A 14,841-nucleotide genomic window follows, 5' to 3' on the forward strand; every position below is an offset into this window, starting at 1 on the left:
GCGACATCACGGTCTTCGGTGCGTCCAGCCCCTATGTTAGAGTGGCGCACTTTTTCGAGGGGACTGTCACTGTGTGGGAATTGGTCAAATCCGGCGGCTGGATGATGTTGCCGATCATTCTGAGTTCCATCGCGGCTGTGGGCATCATCGCCGAGCGTTTGTGGACCCTGCGGGCCAGCCGAGTCACCCCGCCCCATTTGCTGGGCCAGGTCTGGCGCTGGATCAAGGACAAGCAACTCAATAAGGAGAAACTCAAGGAACTGCGTGCCGATTCGCCCCTGGGAGAGATCCTGGCAGCGGGCCTGGCCAACTCCAAGCATGGTCGCGAGATCATGAAGGAATGCATCGAGGAAGCCGCCGCCCGGGTCATTCACGAACTGGAGCGCTACCTCAACGCCCTCGGCACCATCGCCGCCATGGCGCCCCTGCTGGGCCTGCTGGGTACGGTGCTGGGCATGATCGATATCTTCAGTTCGTTCATGGGATCGGGCATGACCAGCAACGCTGCAGTGCTTGCCGGTGGTATTTCCAAGGCACTGATCACCACTGCCGCCGGTTTGATGGTGGGCATTCCTTCGGTGTTCTTCCACCGTTTCCTGCAACGCCGGGTCGATGAGCTGGTGGTGGGCATGGAACAGGAAGCGATCAAGCTGGTGGAAGTGATCCAGGGCGACCGCGATGTCGACCTGGCTGAGGGCAAAGCGTGAAATTCCGTCGCAAACCCCGGGAAACCGTGGACATCAACCTTGCTTCGTTGATTGACGTGGTGTTCATCCTGCTGCTGTTTTTCGTCGTCACCACCACCTTTACCCGGGAGACCCAACTGCGGGTCGATCTGCCGGAAGCGGTCAGCGGCTCGCCCGCCGAAGACCAGCAGGTCAAGCAGCTGGATATCGCCATCAGCGCTGATGGCGTGTTCTCGGTCAACAATCAGGTGCTGCCGAAGAATGACCTGGCGACCCTGATGGACGCCTTGCAGAAGGAGTCGGCGGGAGACACCAACCTGCCGCTGTCCATCAGTGCCGACGGCAAGACTCAACATCAAGCGGTGATCACTGCCATGGACGCGGCCGGCAAGCTCGGCTTCAGCCATTTGCGCATGACCACCGTCGAGGCGGCGCCGGCACCCTGATGGCACTTTCTGATCGTCTGCTCGCCGCCTGGTACAACGGCCATCCTGCGCTGAAACTGCTGCAGCCCCTGGAATGGCTGTACCGCCGTGTGGTGGTGGGCAAGCGCCAGCGTTTCCTGGCAGGCGAGGGGGCGATCTATCAACCACCGGTGCCCTTGATCGTGGTGGGCAACATCACCGTCGGAGGCACTGGCAAGACGCCGTTGATCCTGTGGTTGGTGGAGCACTGCCAGCGCCTTGGCCTGCGGGTCGGGGTGGTCAGCCGTGGCTATGGCGCCAAGCCGCCGCAATTGCCCTGGCGAGTGACGGCCGACGACAGCGCCACCGTGGCTGGTGATGAACCGCTGCTGATCGTTCAGCGCTGTGGCGTGCCGCTGATGATCGACCCGGATCGTAGCCGCGCGGTGCAGGCCTTGCTGGCTGCCGAACCGCTGGATCTGATTCTTTCCGACGATGGCCTGCAGCATTACCGTCTGGCCCGTGATCTGGAGTTGGTGCTGATCGACGCGGCCCGCGGCCTGGGCAATCGTCGCTGTTTGCCGGCCGGCCCGCTGCGTGAGCCGGTGGAGCGTCTGCACAGTGTCGATGCCCTGCTCTACAACGGCGCTGCCGATGATCGCACCGACGGTTTTGCCTTCCATCTCAAGCCTTCGGCGCTGGTCAATCTGCAGAGCGGCGAGCGTCGCCCGGTGGAACACTTCGCGCCAGGGCAGGCGGTGCACGCGGTGGCCGGTATCGGCAACCCCCAGCGTTTCTTCAATACCCTTGAAACGCTACACTGGCGGCCTGTCCCCCATGCATTTGCCGATCACGCCCAATACAGTGCGCAGGCCTTGGCCTTCACCCCGTCATTGCCGCTGGTCATGACCGAAAAAGATGCGGTCAAGTGCCGTGACTTCGCGGCAGCCGACTGGTGGTACCTGGCGGTGGACGCCGTGCCGTCCGCGGCCTTCGTCGCCTGGTTCGATACCCAGCTGATGCGCCTGCTGCCTGATCGTCTGTTGCCTTAATCGCTTTTATCCAGGGAAACCTCATGGACACCAAACTGCTCGACATCCTGGCCTGCCCGATCTGCAAAGGCCCTCTCAAACTCAGCGCCGACAAGACCGAGCTGATCAGCAAGGGCGCCGGCCTGGCCTACCCGATTCGCGACGGCATCCCGGTGATGCTGGAAAGCGAGGCCCGTACCCTGACCACCGAAGAGCGTCTGGACAAATGAGCAGCGCTTTCACCGTGGTCATCCCGGCGCGTTTCGCCTCCACCCGTCTGCCAGGCAAACCCCTGCAACTGATCGCCGGCAAGCCGATGATCCAGTGGGTCTGGGAGCAGGCCTGCAAGAGCAGCGCCGAGCGAGTGGTGGTGGCCACCGATGATCAGCGTATCGTCGAGGCCTGCCAGGGCTTTGGCGCGCAAGCGCTGCTGACGCGGGAGGACCACAATTCGGGTACCGATCGTTTGGCGGAAGTCGCGGGCAAGCTCGGCCTGGCGGCGGATGCCATTGTGGTCAACGTCCAGGGTGATGAGCCGCTGATTCCGCCTTCGGTGATCGATCAGGTGGCGGCCAACCTGGCGGCTCATACCGAAGCGCGCATGGCTACCCTGGCCGAGCCGATCGAGGACGCAGAGACTCTGTTCAATCCGAACGTGGTCAAGGTGGTTACTGACCTCAACGGCCTGGCCCTGACCTTCAGTCGCGCCACCTTGCCCTGGGCCCGGGATGCCTTTGCCAAGAGTCATGATCAGTTGCCGGAAGGCGTGCCTTATCGCCGGCACATCGGTATCTACGCCTACCGTGCAGGTTTTCTCCATGACTTCGTCAGTTGGGGGCCGTGCTGGCTGGAAAACACCGAGTCCCTGGAGCAGTTGCGTGCTCTGTGGCATGGCGTGCGCATCCACGTTGCCGATGCCCTGGAAGCACCTCCCACTGGCGTCGATACCGCCGAAGACCTTGAGCGCGTTCGGCGCCTGTTGGAGGCGTGATGCGGGTTCTGTTCGTCTGCCTGGGCAACATCTGCCGCTCGCCCACCGCCGAAGGCGTGCTGCGCCATAAGTTGAATGAAGCCGGCATGGGTCATCAGGTTCAGGTCGCGTCCGCCGGCACCAGCGACTGGCACGTTGGCAAGGCGCCAGACAAGCGCAGCCAGCAGGCGGCCTTGCGGCGTGGCTACGACCTTTCTGCGCAACGGGCGCAGCAGGTTGGCAGTGCCGATTTCGCCGTATATGACCTGATTTTCGCCATGGATCAGAGCAACCTGCGCAACCTCAAGGCCTTGCAGCCGGCTTTGGGCAAGGCCGAGCTGGATCTGTTCCTGCGCCGCTACGAGGCGCCGCTGGATGAAGTGCCGGACCCGTATTACGACGGTGAGCAGGGCTTCGAGCAGGTGCTGGACCTGATCGAGGATGCCTGTGATCGGTTGGTGATCGAACTGAAGGGGCGGTTATGAGCCTGGACATTCAATCCGATGTGTCCCTCAAGCCGTTCAACAGTTTCGGGGTCGAGGTCAAGGCGCAGCGGTTCGCCCAGGCCCACAGCGATGACGACGTACGCGAGGCCCTGGCCTATTGCGCCGATCAGCAGTTGCCACTGCTGGTGATCGGCGGCGGCAGCAACCTGCTGCTGACGACGGATATCCAGGCACTGGTGTTGCGCATGGCCACCCGTGGGATTCGCTTGCTTAGCGATGATGGGCAGCGGGTGGTGGTGGAAGCCGAGGCTGGCGAAACCTGGCATCCCTTCGTGCAATGGACCCTGGACCAGGGCTTGTCCGGGCTGGAGAACCTCAGCCTGATTCCCGGCACCGTCGGCGCCGCGCCGATGCAGAACATCGGTGCCTATGGTGTCGAGATCAAGGACGTGTTCGTCGGTCTCACCGCCCTTGATCGGCAGACCGGCGAACTGCGGGACTTCGATCTGGATCAGTGCCAGTTCGCCTACCGCGACAGCCTGTTCAAGCATCAGGCCGGCCGCTGGCTGATTCTGCGGGTGCGTTTTGCCTTGAACCGTGTCGATCATTTGCATCTTGAATACGGTCCGGTGCGTCAGCGCTTGAGTGAGCAGGGCATCGAACAGCCGACCGCCAGGGATGTCAGCCGGGCGATTTGCAGTATCCGCAGCGAGAAACTTCCGGACCCGGCGGTGCTTGGCAATGCCGGCAGCTTTTTCAAGAACCCGGTGGTATCGGCGGTGCTGGCGGCGCAGATCAAGCAGTCGCATCCGGGGCTGGTGGGTTATCCCCAGGCCGACGGGCAGGTCAAGCTGGCGGCCGGCTGGCTGATCGAGCAGGCGGGCTGGAAAGGCTTTCGCGATGCCGATGCTGGCGTGCATCGCCTGCAGTCCTTGGTGCTGGTGAACTACGGTACGGCCACAGGCTTGCAGCTGTTGGAGTTGGCCCGACGAATCCAGCGCGATATCGCCGAGCGCTTCGGTGTCGAGCTGGAGATGGAGCCGAATCTGTATTGAGGCAGCTCTTGAACTAAGCTCAGCGCTTGAGTCCAAAGCCTTGCACGGTTTACACCCTGCAAGGCTTTTTTATGCATGACGACTTAACTTAGCTTGCTAACAATGTGAGTATTTGTCGTCGCCAAAGGCCCGGTGAAGCGCCGTCTTCACAAGAGAGCCCGATTAGCCTGAGCCGATCTGCGCGCACCGCAGCCGCGCTGCTGCGTGGCAGATGGCTCGACCCCATCACCTCATAGAATGCGGGCGTGCCCATGATTACCCTGAAGCTTAACGGTCAAGATCATCCACTGGACGTCACCGAGGACATGCCACTGTTGTGGGCCATCCGCGATGTGGCGGGTTACAGCGGCACCAAATTCGGCTGCGGCATGGGCCTGTGCGGCGCCTGCACCGTTCATATCGACGGTGATCCGGCGCGCAGTTGTATCACCCCGGCCGGCTCGGTGCTGGGCAAGAACATCAGCACCATCGATAACCTGCACAACGATCCGGTCGGGCAGGTGGTGCAGCAGGCCTGGCTGGATACAGCGGTGGCCCAGTGCGGTTATTGCCAGGGCGGACAGATCATGTCCGCCACTGCATTGCTCAAGACCCATCCCAATCCCAGCGACGAGCAGATCGAGGAGGCGATGCTCGGCAATATCTGTCGCTGCGGTACCTACAACCGGATCAAGACCGCGATTCGCCAGGCAGCCAACCATCTGCAGGAGGCCAAGGCATGAACCACCTACCCAGTGATTTTGCCCTGAGCAACCTCAGCCGCCGGAGTTTTCTCAAGGGCGTGGGTGCAACCGGAGCCCTGGTGCTGGCGGCCAGTTGGGGCTGGCAGCAGGCGTTTGCCGAAGACCAGAAGTTCGGTGCCGATGGCATGCCCCATGGCTGGGTCGACGATCCCAAGGTCTATGTGAGCATCGCCAGTGACGGCAGCGTGACGGTGATCTGCAACCGTTCGGAGATGGGCCAGGGGGTGCGGACCAGCCTGAGCATGGTGGTGGCTGATGAGCTGGAGGCCGATTGGGCTCAGGTCAAGGTCAAGCAGGCGCCCGGGGACGAGGCGCGCTTTGGCAACCAGGACACCGACGGTTCGCGCAGCATGCGCCATTGGTACGAGCCCATGCGTCGTTGCGGCGCCGCTGCGCGAACCATGCTGGAACAGGCCGCCGCCGATCAATGGCAAGTACCGCTGAGCGAGTGCCGGGCGCAGTTGCACAAAGTGGTTCACCAACCCAGCGGGCGCGAACTGGGCTATGGCGCTCTGGCCGCAGCGGCGGGGGCTCTGGCGGTGCCGGCCCGGGACAGCCTGCGGCTGAAGCAGGCGTCGGAGTTTCGCTATATCGGTAAAGAGGCGACCCGGGCCATCGACGGCGAGGACATCGTCAATGGTCGTGCGGTGTACGGCGCCGATGTGCACTTTGAAGGCATGCTGTTTGCGGCGGTGGCGCGGCCCCGAGTCTATGGCGGCAAGGTCAAGTCCGTTGATGACAGTGCAGCGCTGAAGGTGCCTGGGGTGATCAAGGTCATGCCCATCGATGGCCGTCCGTTGCCTTCCGAGTTCCAGCCCCTGGGCGGTGTGGCGGTGGTGGCGAGCAACACCTGGGCGGCGATCAAGGGCCGCGATGCCCTGAAGATCGAGTGGGACGATGGAGTCAATGCCGGGTACAACTCCATCGAATATCGCAAGGAGTTGGAGGCGGCGGCGCAAAAGCCGGGCAAGGTGGTGCGCAGCACCGGCAACCTGGATGAAGCCCTGAGTGGTGCGCAGAGCAGCCTGGAAGCCACCTATTACCTGCCGCACCTGGCCCAGGCACCCATGGAGCCGATGGTGGCCGTGGCGCGCTTCGTGGATGGCCGTTGCGAGGCCTGGGCGCCGAGTCAGGCGCCTCAGGTGACCCGTGAGCGGATTGCCGAGCGCCTGGGCATCGGCTTTGACCAGGTCACGGTCAACGTCACCCTGCTGGGCGGCGGCTTCGGACGCAAATCCAAGCCGGACTTCATTCTTGAAGCGGCCATCCTGGCCAAGGCATTTCCCGGTAAGGCGGTGCGGGTGCAGTGGACCCGGGAGGATGATATCCACCACTCCTACTTCCATACGGTGTCGGCGGAGTACCTCAAGGCCGGGTTAAGCGAGGACGGCATGCCCGCCGCCTGGCTGCATCGCACCGTGGCGCCGAGCATTACCGCGTTGTTTGCCCCGGGGATGAACCATGAAGGCGCCTTCGAGCTGGGCATGGGCTTCACCAACATGGCCTATGCGATTCCCAATGTGCGCCTGGAAAACCCCGAAGCGGCGGCCCATACCCGGGTGGGTTGGTATCGCTCGGTGTCGAATATTCCCCACGGTTTTGCCATTCAGAGTTTTGTCGACGAACTGGCCCACAAGGCGGGCCAGGACCCACTGAAGTACCAGCTCAAGCTGTTGGGGCCGGACCGTCAGATCGATCCGCGAACCCTGAGCGAAGAATGGAATTACGGCGAGTCCCCTGAGCGTTACCCGATCGATACCGGGCGCATGCGCGCGGTGCTGGAAACCGCGGCCAAGGCCGCCGGGTGGGGGCGCTCGCTGCCCAAGGGGCGTGGCCTGGGGTTGGCGGTGCACTACAGCTTCGTGACCTACGTGGCAGCGGTGATCGAAGTGGAGGTGAAGGAGGATGGCACGCTGATTGTGCACAAGGCTGATATCGCCGTGGATTGCGGTCCGCAGATCAACCCCGAGCGTATTCGCTCGCAGTTCGAGGGGGCTTGTGTCATGGGCCTGGGCAATGCGGTGCTGGGGGAGATCAGCTTCAAGGACGGTAAGGTGCAGCAGGACAATTTCCATATGTATGAGGTGGCACGGATGTCCCTGGCGCCGAAAGAGGTGCAGGTGCATTTGCTGACTCCGCCGGGCGAGGTGCCGCTGGGAGGTGTTGGTGAGCCGGGTGTACCACCGATTGCGCCGGCCCTGTGCAACGCCATCTTCGCCGCCACCGGCAAGCGCATCCGCAATCTGCCCGTGCGCTACCAGCTGCAGGGTTGGCAGCAGGCGGGTGCCTGATGGACAGCGTCGACCTGAATGTCCTGCGCAGTGTTCTGGAGTGGCGCCGCGCCGGGCGCACGGTGGTGCTCTATAGCGTGGTGCAGACCTGGGGCAGTGCGCCCCGGTTGCCGGGTGCCATGTTGGCCTTGCGCGACGATGGGGTGGTGATTGGCTCGGTATCCGGTGGTTGTATCGAGGACGACTTGATCACGCGCCTGGCGGATGGGCGCTTGTCCCTGTCCGGGCCGCCGGTGCAGTTGCTGACCTATGGTGTGACCCTGGAGGAGGCGGCACGTTTTGGCCTGCCTTGTGGCGGCACCTTGCGCCTGACCGAGGAGCGGGTTGGCGATCCTTCCTGGGTCGCCGAGTTGCTGGAGCGCTGCGAGGCGCACCAGATCGTGGCTCGGGAATTGAACCTGAGTAGCGGCCAGGTGCTGCTCAAGGCGGCGAGCAAGACGGATGAGCTGGCGTTCGACGGGCTCACTCTGCGGGCGATCTATGGGCCGCGCTGGCGTCTGTTGCTGATCGGCGCCGGGCAGCTTTCCCGTTATGTGGCGCAAATGGCCCGTCTGCTGGACTTCGAGGTGCTGGTCTGTGATCCGCGCCAGGAGTTCGTGCAAGGGTGGGAGGATCAGGATGGGCGCTTTGTCGCCGGCATGCCCGACGATGCGGTGCTGAGTATTAAGCCCGATGAGCGCACGGCGGTGGTGGCGCTGACTCACGATCCGCGTCTGGATGACATGGCCCTGCTGACGGCGCTCGATTCCCCGGCGTTTTATGTCGGAGCCCTGGGGTCTCGGGTCAACAGCCAGAAACGTCGGGACAATCTGGCGCTCTTGGGATTGTCAGCGCCGGCCATCGAGCGTTTGCATGGCCCGGTGGGGTTGCACATCGGCAGTCATACGCCGGCGGAGATTGCCCTGTCGCTGATGGCGGAGATCGTGGCGATCAAGAATGGCATTGAGCCCTTGCAGAAGAAGCCGTTGGCCCGAGTGGCCGAGGCGACCACATGATTGCCCCGCCTTGCGCCGTCATCCTGGCGGCGGGGCAGGGCAGTCGTTATCGAGAGGTGGCAGGGAGCGATCAGGATAAGTTGCTGGCACCTTGCAGAGGTCGCGATGGTGTATTGCGACCGGTGCTGGAGCAGGTGCTGGTCAACCTGCCGGTGGAAATGCATCGGCGAGTGCTGGTCACGACGCCGGGTCGGCCGCAGGTGGCGGAACTGGCGCAGGCTTATGGCTGCCAGGTGCTGTTGCTGGATTCCCTTGGCATGGGCCAGAGTCTGGCGGCGGCAGTGGCTGCTAGTGCCGATGCCGGTGGTTGGGTGATTTTGCTGGGGGATATGCCCTTTATCTTGCCTGGCACCATAACGCGGGTAATCGAGGCGTTGACCGAGGAGGGCATCAGCGTGCCTCGGCTGGGTGACGATCTGGGGCATCCGGTGGGGTTTGGTCGGGCTTATGGCGCTGCATTGCAAGGCTTGTCCGGTGATCGCGGTGCCAAGTGCCTGTTTACCTCGGGCAAGGTGGTCGAGGTGGCAGTGACCGACCCGGGAGTGGTATGGGATGTGGATCGACCCGAGGCGCTGGTCTATCGGGAACGCTGAATGGCAGGCATGAAAAAGCCCCGCTCGGTTAACCGGGCGGGGCTTTTTCATTGCCGATGGAGTCAGACGAGAGGTTTAGGCTCGTGCTGTTTCTCCTCGGTGTGGGCTACGTGCTCAACGGCGTGTTCGACGTTGTGCGGAGCCTCTTCCACGGCTGGGGCAGCTTGCTCGACCGCAGGTTCGGCGACAGGCGCAGGTGCTGCTTCGGCTGCTTCGACAGGCGCTGGAGCGGCCTCGACGACCACTGGCGCTTCTACCGGAGCGGGTTCGGCAGCGACCACGGCTTCAACCGGGGCAGCTGCGGCAGCCAGTTCGGCCTCCTTCTGCAGACGCTCGGCTTCACGCTTGCGACGACGCACTTCGCGCGGATCGTTTGGTGCGCGACCGTTGCTGGTCAGGGCGCTGGCAGGAGCGGCCTCGATCACTGGAGCGGGTGCTTCGGCAACCACAGGGGCGACAACCGGAGCAGGCTCTTCAGCCTGGGCTGGCTGCTGAGCAACCACTGGCTGCTCGACAGCTACAGGCTCAGTTGCAGGCACTGGAGTTTCCTGAGCCGGCTCGATGGCCTTTTCTTCAGTCACTGGCGCTGGGGCTACAGGTTCTGCCACAGGCTGCTGGGCAACCACTGGCTGTGCTTCCACAACCACGGCCGGTTCGGCAGCAACTTCAACCTGGGCGGGTTCTGCAACCACCGGGGCCGCTTCGGCTACTGGAGCAACTTCAACCGCTGGAGCTGCTGGAGCTTCCACTGCAGTGTTGGCTTCAACAACAGGCGCTTGCGGAGCCTTTTCTTCAACCGCGGCCGTAGCACGTTCGGCTTGCTGATGTGCTTCGGCTTCAGCGTTGGCGCTGATGGCGGTGCTGGCAACGGCAGCGGTAACCGCGAGGCCGGCAGCCAGGTCGGCGCTGCTCGGCTCTTCGCCGTTCTCTTCCGAGCCTTCGATCACATTGCCGTTGGCATCGCGCTGACGTTCACGACGGTTGCTGCGACGACGCTGGCCGCGGGAGCGACGACGTGGACGTTCGCCTTCGGCGTTGTCCTGGCCCTCTTCCTGCAGTTGCTCTTCGTTAGGCAGCACTTCTTCTTCGCTGGCGGCAGCGGCTTGAGCCTGCTCGGCGCGTGGTTGGCGCTCTTCACGTGGTTGACGCGGCTGGCGCTCTTCACGTGGCTGGCGAGCTGGACGCTCTTCAGTCACAGCAACGGCGGTAGCGGCGGCTGCAGCCGGAGCGGCATCCAGCGGTTCACGCAGTTCGCGAACACGCTCTTCACGTTCGCCACGTGGCTTGCGGTCCTCGCGAGGGGCGCGTGGTTGACGTTCTTCACGAGGTGCGCGTGGAGCGCGTTCTTCGCGGGCTACGCCTTGTACTTCTTCACGGGCTTCACGAACTTCCCGTGGCTGACGCTCTTCCCGTGGTGCGCGTTCTTCACGCGGAGCACGTTCTTCGCGCGGCTTGCGTTCTTCATCGCGGCGGCCGTTGCGGTTGCGGCTCTGTTGGCGGCCATTGCGACGTTGCTCTTCGTTGCTGCGTGCAGGGCGTTCGGTCACTGGCTTCTCGACCACAACTGGAGCCGCTGGCTCTTCCTTGGTGGCGAACAGGCTGACCAGGGACTTCACCAGGCCTTTGAACAGGCTTGGCTCGGCAACAACCGGAGCAGGAGCGGCAACCGGGGCAGGGGCTTCGGTTGGAACTGGTGCGTTGGCGCGGGCCGGAGCGGTCTTCACCGCGGCTTCCTGGCGAACCAGGGTGCGGGTGGCGGCGGTTGGCTGAACTTCTTCGGCTTCGGCGGCAGCAGCAGCGATTTCGTAGCTGGACTGGTTGGTGTTGGCTTCCGGGCTGTCATCGCGCAGACGCTGTACTTCGAAGTGCGGCGTTTCGAGGTGATCGTTCGGCAGAATGACGATGCGGGCACGGGTGCGCAGTTCGATCTTGGTGATCGAGTTGCGTTTTTCGTTGAGCAGGAAAGCCGCGACCGGAATCGGCACTTGGGCGCGAACTTCGGCGGTGCGGTCTTTCAGGGCTTCTTCTTCGATCAGGCGCAGGATCGCCAGGGACAGCGACTCGACGTCACGGATGATGCCGGTGCCGTTGCAGCGCGGGCAGACGATGCCGCTGCTTTCACCCAGGGATGGGCGCAGGCGCTGACGGGACATTTCCAGCAGGCCGAAGCGCGAGATGCGACCGATCTGCACGCGGGCGCGGTCGGCTTCCAGGCATTCGCGGACTTTCTCTTCCACTGCGCGCTGGTTCTTGGCCGGGGTCATGTCGATGAAGTCGATGACGATCAGGCCGCCGATGTCACGCAGGCGCAACTGGCGAGCGATTTCTTCCGCTGCTTCCAGGTTGGTCTGCAGGGCGGTTTCTTCGATGTCGCTGCCTTTGGTGGCGCGGGCCGAGTTGATGTCGATGGACACCAGGGCTTCGGTTGGGTCGATGACGATGGAGCCGCCGGAAGGCAGTTCAACCACACGCTGGAAGGCGGTCTCGATCTGGCTTTCGATCTGGAAACGGTTGAACAGCGGAACGCTGTCTTCGTACAGCTTGATCTTGCTGGCGTACTGCGGCATCACCTGGCGGATGAAGGTCAGGGCTTCGTCCTGGGCTTCAACGCTGTCGATCAGCACTTCGCCGATGTCCTGGCGCAGGTAGTCGCGAATCGCGCGGATGATCACGTTGCTTTCCTGGTAGATCAGGAATGGCGCGGAGCGATCCAGCGATGCTTCTTTGATGGCGGTCCAGAGTTGCAGCAGGTAGTCGAGGTCCCACTGCATTTCTTCGCTGCTGCGGCCCAGGCCGGCAGTGCGCACGATCAGGCCCATGTCGGCAGGAGCTACCAGGCCGTTCAACGCTTCACGCAGTTCGTTGCGCTCTTCGCCTTCGATGCGACGGGAGATGCCGCCGGCACGTGGGTTGTTCGGCATCAGTACCAGGTAACGGCCCGCCAGGCTGATGAAGGTGGTCAGGGCGGCGCCCTTGTTGCCACGCTCTTCTTTTTCGACCTGGACGATGACTTCCTGGCCTTCGCTCAGGACGTCCTTGATGTTGACGCGGCCTTCAGGGGCTTTCTTGAAGTATTCGCGGGAAATTTCTTTGAGGGGCAGGAAGCCGTGGCGCTCAGAGCCGAAATCGACAAAGGCAGCCTCAAGGCTTGGTTCGATACGAGTGATGCGGCCTTTATAGATGTTGGCCTTTTTCTGCTCGCGTGCACCGGACTCGATGTCCAGATCGTAGAGGCGCTGGCCGTCTACCAGGGCAACACGCAACTCTTCGGGTTGAGTTGCGTTAATCAGCATTCTTTTCATGTAGTACCGTCGGTTTCCGGGCTGCCGGAAACGGCGTTCGGCACACACGACTTCTCACGGTCGGTGTCAGGTGCGTCAGGAGTGGTTGACCACTCGAGTGTCTAGCGAGGTTCGTCCGAATAACTAAGAACGAAGTCGCGACTCACGCGTCCTGCTTGCTGTGGTGACTAAGGCACCGCTTAAGCAAAAGTCTGTCAGGAGGAGGAATCAACCGGCGACTGTGGACGAGATGAAGCGTCTTGAATAAAGCCTAATGCTACACAGTCCGACGGTTGTGCATCTCCACCCTACACGTATCCCTGATAATTCGGGTGCTGCCGCGCGCAGAATCCGCAGCGGGTTGGCATTTACCGTGAACTCCGAAAGGGGAGGTCACGCATCATGGCTAAAGGCGTTGTTTCCGTAACCTTCGCTCGGGGTTGTCTGTCGCCGACTGCACTTTGTGAACTGGCCGTTAATCGCTGCGTAAAAGGCGAGTGATAACTCTGCTTTCTACGGGTTTCAGGCCTCATGTCACCTGCGCTTGTTACAACGTCAGACTCTTCCGGTATGTAGCGAGAGCTGCGTAGGACGGCCTTGCGTCCTTATGAATTGCGTTGGTCAGGGCCGGCTAGTTGCCGCTGTTCCGCTGTCCAGCCGCTTTTGGCGGCGTTCGCGACTATAGCAGCAATCATTAAGTGCTTCAAATCCATAAAAAATTGTTATCATTCGCGCCATGACGACTACTGCCCCCTCGACCCCAGGCGTTCAAATGCTTGAGGTCTCGCCGGAATATGCCGGCCAACGAATTGATAACTTCCTTCTTGCTCGGCTCAAAGGCGTGCCCAAGACCTTGATTTATCGCATTTTGCGCAAAGGCGAAGTGCGGGTGAACAAGGGGCGGATCAAGCCCGAATACAAGCTGCAGGCGGGTGATGTGGTGCGCGTGCCGCCGGTGCGCGTGCCTGAGCGCGACGAGCCGGTGCCGCTGGCGCAAGGTTTGCTGCAGCGTCTTGAGGCGTCGATCGTCTTCGAAGACAAGGCCCTGATTGTGATCAACAAGCCTGCAGGCATTGCTGTGCATGGCGGAAGCGGCCTGAATTTCGGGGTAATCGAAGCCTTTCGTCAGTTGCGCCCGGATGCCAAGGAACTGGAGTTGGTGCATCGCCTCGATCGCGATACTTCTGGCCTGTTGATGATCGCGAAGAAGCGCAGCATGTTGCGCCACCTGCATGCCGCTTTGCGCGGTGATGGTGTGGATAAGCGCTATATGGCGCTGGTTCGTGGTCACTGGGCTACTGCGCTGAAGCAGGTGCGGGCGCCGTTGCTCAAGAGCAATCTGCGCTCGGGCGAGCGCATGGTGGAAGTGAACGAGGAGGGCAAGGAGGCCTTGACGGTGTTCAAGGTGCTGCGCCGCTTCGGTGAGTTCGCCACTATGGTCGAGGCCAAGCCGGTCACCGGGCGTACGCATCAGATTCGTGTGCACACCCTGCACGCCGGGCACTGCATCGCTGGCGACAGCAAATACGGCGACGACGATTTCACTCGTGAGATTCGCGAGTTGGGCGGTAAGCGCCTGTTTCTCCATGCCTATATGTTGACGGTGCCGCTGCCGGATGGTGGTGAGCTGAAGTTGCAGGCCCCAGTGGACGACATGTGGGCCAAAACCGTGGAGCGCTTGAGTGCACCCTGATTACCAACTGCTGATCTTCGATTGGGACGGCACTCTGGCTGACTCCATTGGTCGGATTGTTGAGTCGATGCACGTATCTGCCGATCGATCCGGTTTTCCTCGGCGTGATGATTTTGCTGTCAAGGGCATCATCGGGCTTGGGTTGCCGGAGGCGATTCGTACCTTGTATCCGGAAATCGACGACGGCCAGTTGGTCGCCTTTCGTCAGCATTACGCGGAACACTACATCGCGCTTGAGGCTGAGCCTTCACCGTTGTTTGCCGGAGTGGTGTCGTCTCTTGAGGCCTTTCGGGCTGAGGGTTATCGGTTGGCGGTCGCTACGGGCAAGGCGCGCCGGGGCTTGGATCGGGTGCTGAAGTCTCATGGCTGGGAAGAGTATTTCGATATCACCCGGGCCGCCGATGAGACTGCCAGCAAGCCCCATCCCTTGATGCTGGAGGAGATTCTTGCTCATTGCGGTGTTGGGCCTCGGCAGGCATTGATGGTCGGGGATTCGTCCTTCGATCTGTTGATGGCGCGTAATGCTGGCATGGATTCGGTGGCGGTTAGCTACGGTGCTCAGTCCATTGAGGCCTTGCAGGTGTTTGAGCCGCGCCTGTCCATTGATCGTTTTCCTGAGTTGCACGCCTGGCTCAGTCAGGGTGTCGATTAAG

The 14,841-nt window shown here is 62.2% G+C and carries 14 protein-coding genes; 13 read left to right on the forward strand and 1 reads right to left on the reverse strand.

Annotated elements, in window-relative coordinates:
• Positions 1–71 precede the first annotated feature (71 nt).
• From PFZ56_RS14735 to PFZ56_RS14785, 11 genes are all read left to right on the forward strand, one after another.
• Positions 72–707 carry a MotA/TolQ/ExbB proton channel family protein gene (locus PFZ56_RS14735; RefSeq protein ID WP_162884118.1) on the forward strand — a complete coding sequence of 212 codons (636 nt, stop codon included), beginning with the start codon at positions 72–74 and terminating at the stop codon, positions 705–707.
• Positions 704–1,132 carry a biopolymer transporter ExbD gene (locus tag PFZ56_RS14740; RefSeq protein WP_102863926.1) on the forward strand — a complete coding sequence of 143 codons (429 nt, stop codon included), beginning with the start codon at positions 704–706 and terminating at the stop codon, positions 1,130–1,132. The genes PFZ56_RS14735 and PFZ56_RS14740 overlap by 4 nt, the downstream gene beginning before the upstream one ends.
• Positions 1,132–2,142 (forward strand): tetraacyldisaccharide 4'-kinase, encoded by a 1,011-nt coding sequence (gene lpxK, locus PFZ56_RS14745; RefSeq protein ID WP_110595196.1) that lies wholly within the window; start codon positions 1,132–1,134, stop codon positions 2,140–2,142. Before PFZ56_RS14740 ends, lpxK begins: the two co-directional genes overlap by 1 nt.
• Before the next feature lie 23 nt (positions 2,143–2,165).
• Entirely contained in the window at positions 2,166–2,351 is a 186-nt protein-coding gene (locus PFZ56_RS14750) for a Trm112 family protein (RefSeq protein ID WP_011060103.1), read from the forward strand.
• A complete protein-coding gene (gene kdsB, locus PFZ56_RS14755) occupies positions 2,348–3,112 on the forward strand; it encodes a 3-deoxy-manno-octulosonate cytidylyltransferase (RefSeq protein ID WP_170003433.1) in 765 nt (254 codons plus the stop codon). The genes PFZ56_RS14750 and kdsB overlap by 4 nt, the downstream gene beginning before the upstream one ends.
• On the forward strand, positions 3,112–3,576 hold the full coding sequence (locus PFZ56_RS14760) for a low molecular weight protein-tyrosine-phosphatase (protein ID WP_110595198.1): 465 nt from the start codon (positions 3,112–3,114) through the stop codon (positions 3,574–3,576). The genes kdsB and PFZ56_RS14760 overlap by 1 nt, the downstream gene beginning before the upstream one ends.
• Positions 3,573–4,592, forward strand: coding sequence for a UDP-N-acetylmuramate dehydrogenase (gene murB / locus PFZ56_RS14765; protein WP_102878923.1), 1,020 nt, complete (start codon positions 3,573–3,575; stop codon positions 4,590–4,592). Before PFZ56_RS14760 ends, murB begins: the two co-directional genes overlap by 4 nt.
• 251 nt (positions 4,593–4,843) lie before the next feature.
• Positions 4,844–5,314 carry a (2Fe-2S)-binding protein gene (locus tag PFZ56_RS14770; RefSeq protein ID WP_102878924.1) on the forward strand — a complete coding sequence of 157 codons (471 nt, stop codon included), beginning with the start codon at positions 4,844–4,846 and terminating at the stop codon, positions 5,312–5,314.
• The gene (locus PFZ56_RS14775; protein WP_170003431.1) at positions 5,311–7,626 is read left to right on the forward strand and encodes a xanthine dehydrogenase family protein molybdopterin-binding subunit; all 2,316 of its coding nucleotides are present in this window, start codon (positions 5,311–5,313) and stop codon (positions 7,624–7,626) included. Before PFZ56_RS14770 ends, PFZ56_RS14775 begins: the two co-directional genes overlap by 4 nt.
• On the forward strand, positions 7,626–8,621 hold the full coding sequence (locus PFZ56_RS14780; RefSeq protein ID WP_102863919.1) for an XdhC family protein: 996 nt from the start codon (positions 7,626–7,628) through the stop codon (positions 8,619–8,621). Before PFZ56_RS14775 ends, PFZ56_RS14780 begins: the two co-directional genes overlap by 1 nt.
• Positions 8,618–9,214 carry an NTP transferase domain-containing protein gene (locus tag PFZ56_RS14785; RefSeq protein ID WP_170003429.1) on the forward strand — a complete coding sequence of 199 codons (597 nt, stop codon included), beginning with the start codon at positions 8,618–8,620 and terminating at the stop codon, positions 9,212–9,214. The genes PFZ56_RS14780 and PFZ56_RS14785 overlap by 4 nt, the downstream gene beginning before the upstream one ends.
• 62 nt (positions 9,215–9,276) lie before the next feature.
• Here the strand turns inward: PFZ56_RS14785 and rne are convergent, their stop codons facing one another.
• A complete protein-coding gene (gene rne, locus PFZ56_RS14790) occupies positions 9,277–12,516 on the reverse strand; it encodes a ribonuclease E (RefSeq protein ID WP_170003427.1) in 3,240 nt (1,079 codons plus the stop codon).
• Between the two features lie 715 nt (positions 12,517–13,231).
• Here rne and rluC point away from each other — a divergent pair.
• Together rluC and PFZ56_RS14800 are read left to right on the forward strand one after the other, a co-directional pair.
• Positions 13,232–14,188: a 23S rRNA pseudouridine(955/2504/2580) synthase RluC gene (gene rluC / locus PFZ56_RS14795; protein WP_102863916.1), complete on the forward strand. Its 957-nt coding sequence runs from the start codon at positions 13,232–13,234 to the stop codon at positions 14,186–14,188.
• Positions 14,178–14,840 (forward strand): HAD-IA family hydrolase, encoded by a 663-nt coding sequence (locus PFZ56_RS14800; protein ID WP_102863915.1) that lies wholly within the window; start codon positions 14,178–14,180, stop codon positions 14,838–14,840. The genes rluC and PFZ56_RS14800 overlap by 11 nt, the downstream gene beginning before the upstream one ends.
• Position 14,841 lies beyond the last annotated feature (1 nt).

It is taken from the genome of Pseudomonas danubii (assembly GCF_042980055.1).
GTDB lineage: Bacteria > Pseudomonadota > Gammaproteobacteria > Pseudomonadales > Pseudomonadaceae > Aquipseudomonas > Aquipseudomonas danubii.

Bases quoted from the DNA above. Each gene is read 5' to 3' on its own strand.
- rluC (WP_102863916.1), top strand. From the start codon at position 13,232: ATGACGACTACTGCCCCCTCGACCCCAGGCGTTCAAATGCTTGAGGTC.
- PFZ56_RS14770 (WP_102878924.1), top strand. From the start codon at position 4,844: ATGATTACCCTGAAGCTTAACGGTCAAGATCATCCACTGGACGTCACC.
- rne (WP_170003427.1), bottom strand. From the start codon at position 12,516: ATGAAAAGAATGCTGATTAACGCAACTCAACCCGAAGAGTTGCGTGTT.
- PFZ56_RS14760 (WP_110595198.1), top strand. From the start codon at position 3,112: ATGCGGGTTCTGTTCGTCTGCCTGGGCAACATCTGCCGCTCGCCCACC.
- murB (WP_102878923.1), top strand. From the start codon at position 3,573: ATGAGCCTGGACATTCAATCCGATGTGTCCCTCAAGCCGTTCAACAGT.
- PFZ56_RS14785 (WP_170003429.1), top strand. From the start codon at position 8,618: ATGATTGCCCCGCCTTGCGCCGTCATCCTGGCGGCGGGGCAGGGCAGT.
- lpxK (WP_110595196.1), top strand. From the start codon at position 1,132: ATGGCACTTTCTGATCGTCTGCTCGCCGCCTGGTACAACGGCCATCCT.
- PFZ56_RS14775 (WP_170003431.1), top strand. From the start codon at position 5,311: ATGAACCACCTACCCAGTGATTTTGCCCTGAGCAACCTCAGCCGCCGG.
- kdsB (WP_170003433.1), top strand. From the start codon at position 2,348: ATGAGCAGCGCTTTCACCGTGGTCATCCCGGCGCGTTTCGCCTCCACC.
- PFZ56_RS14780 (WP_102863919.1), top strand. From the start codon at position 7,626: ATGGACAGCGTCGACCTGAATGTCCTGCGCAGTGTTCTGGAGTGGCGC.
- PFZ56_RS14750 (WP_011060103.1), top strand. From the start codon at position 2,166: ATGGACACCAAACTGCTCGACATCCTGGCCTGCCCGATCTGCAAAGGC.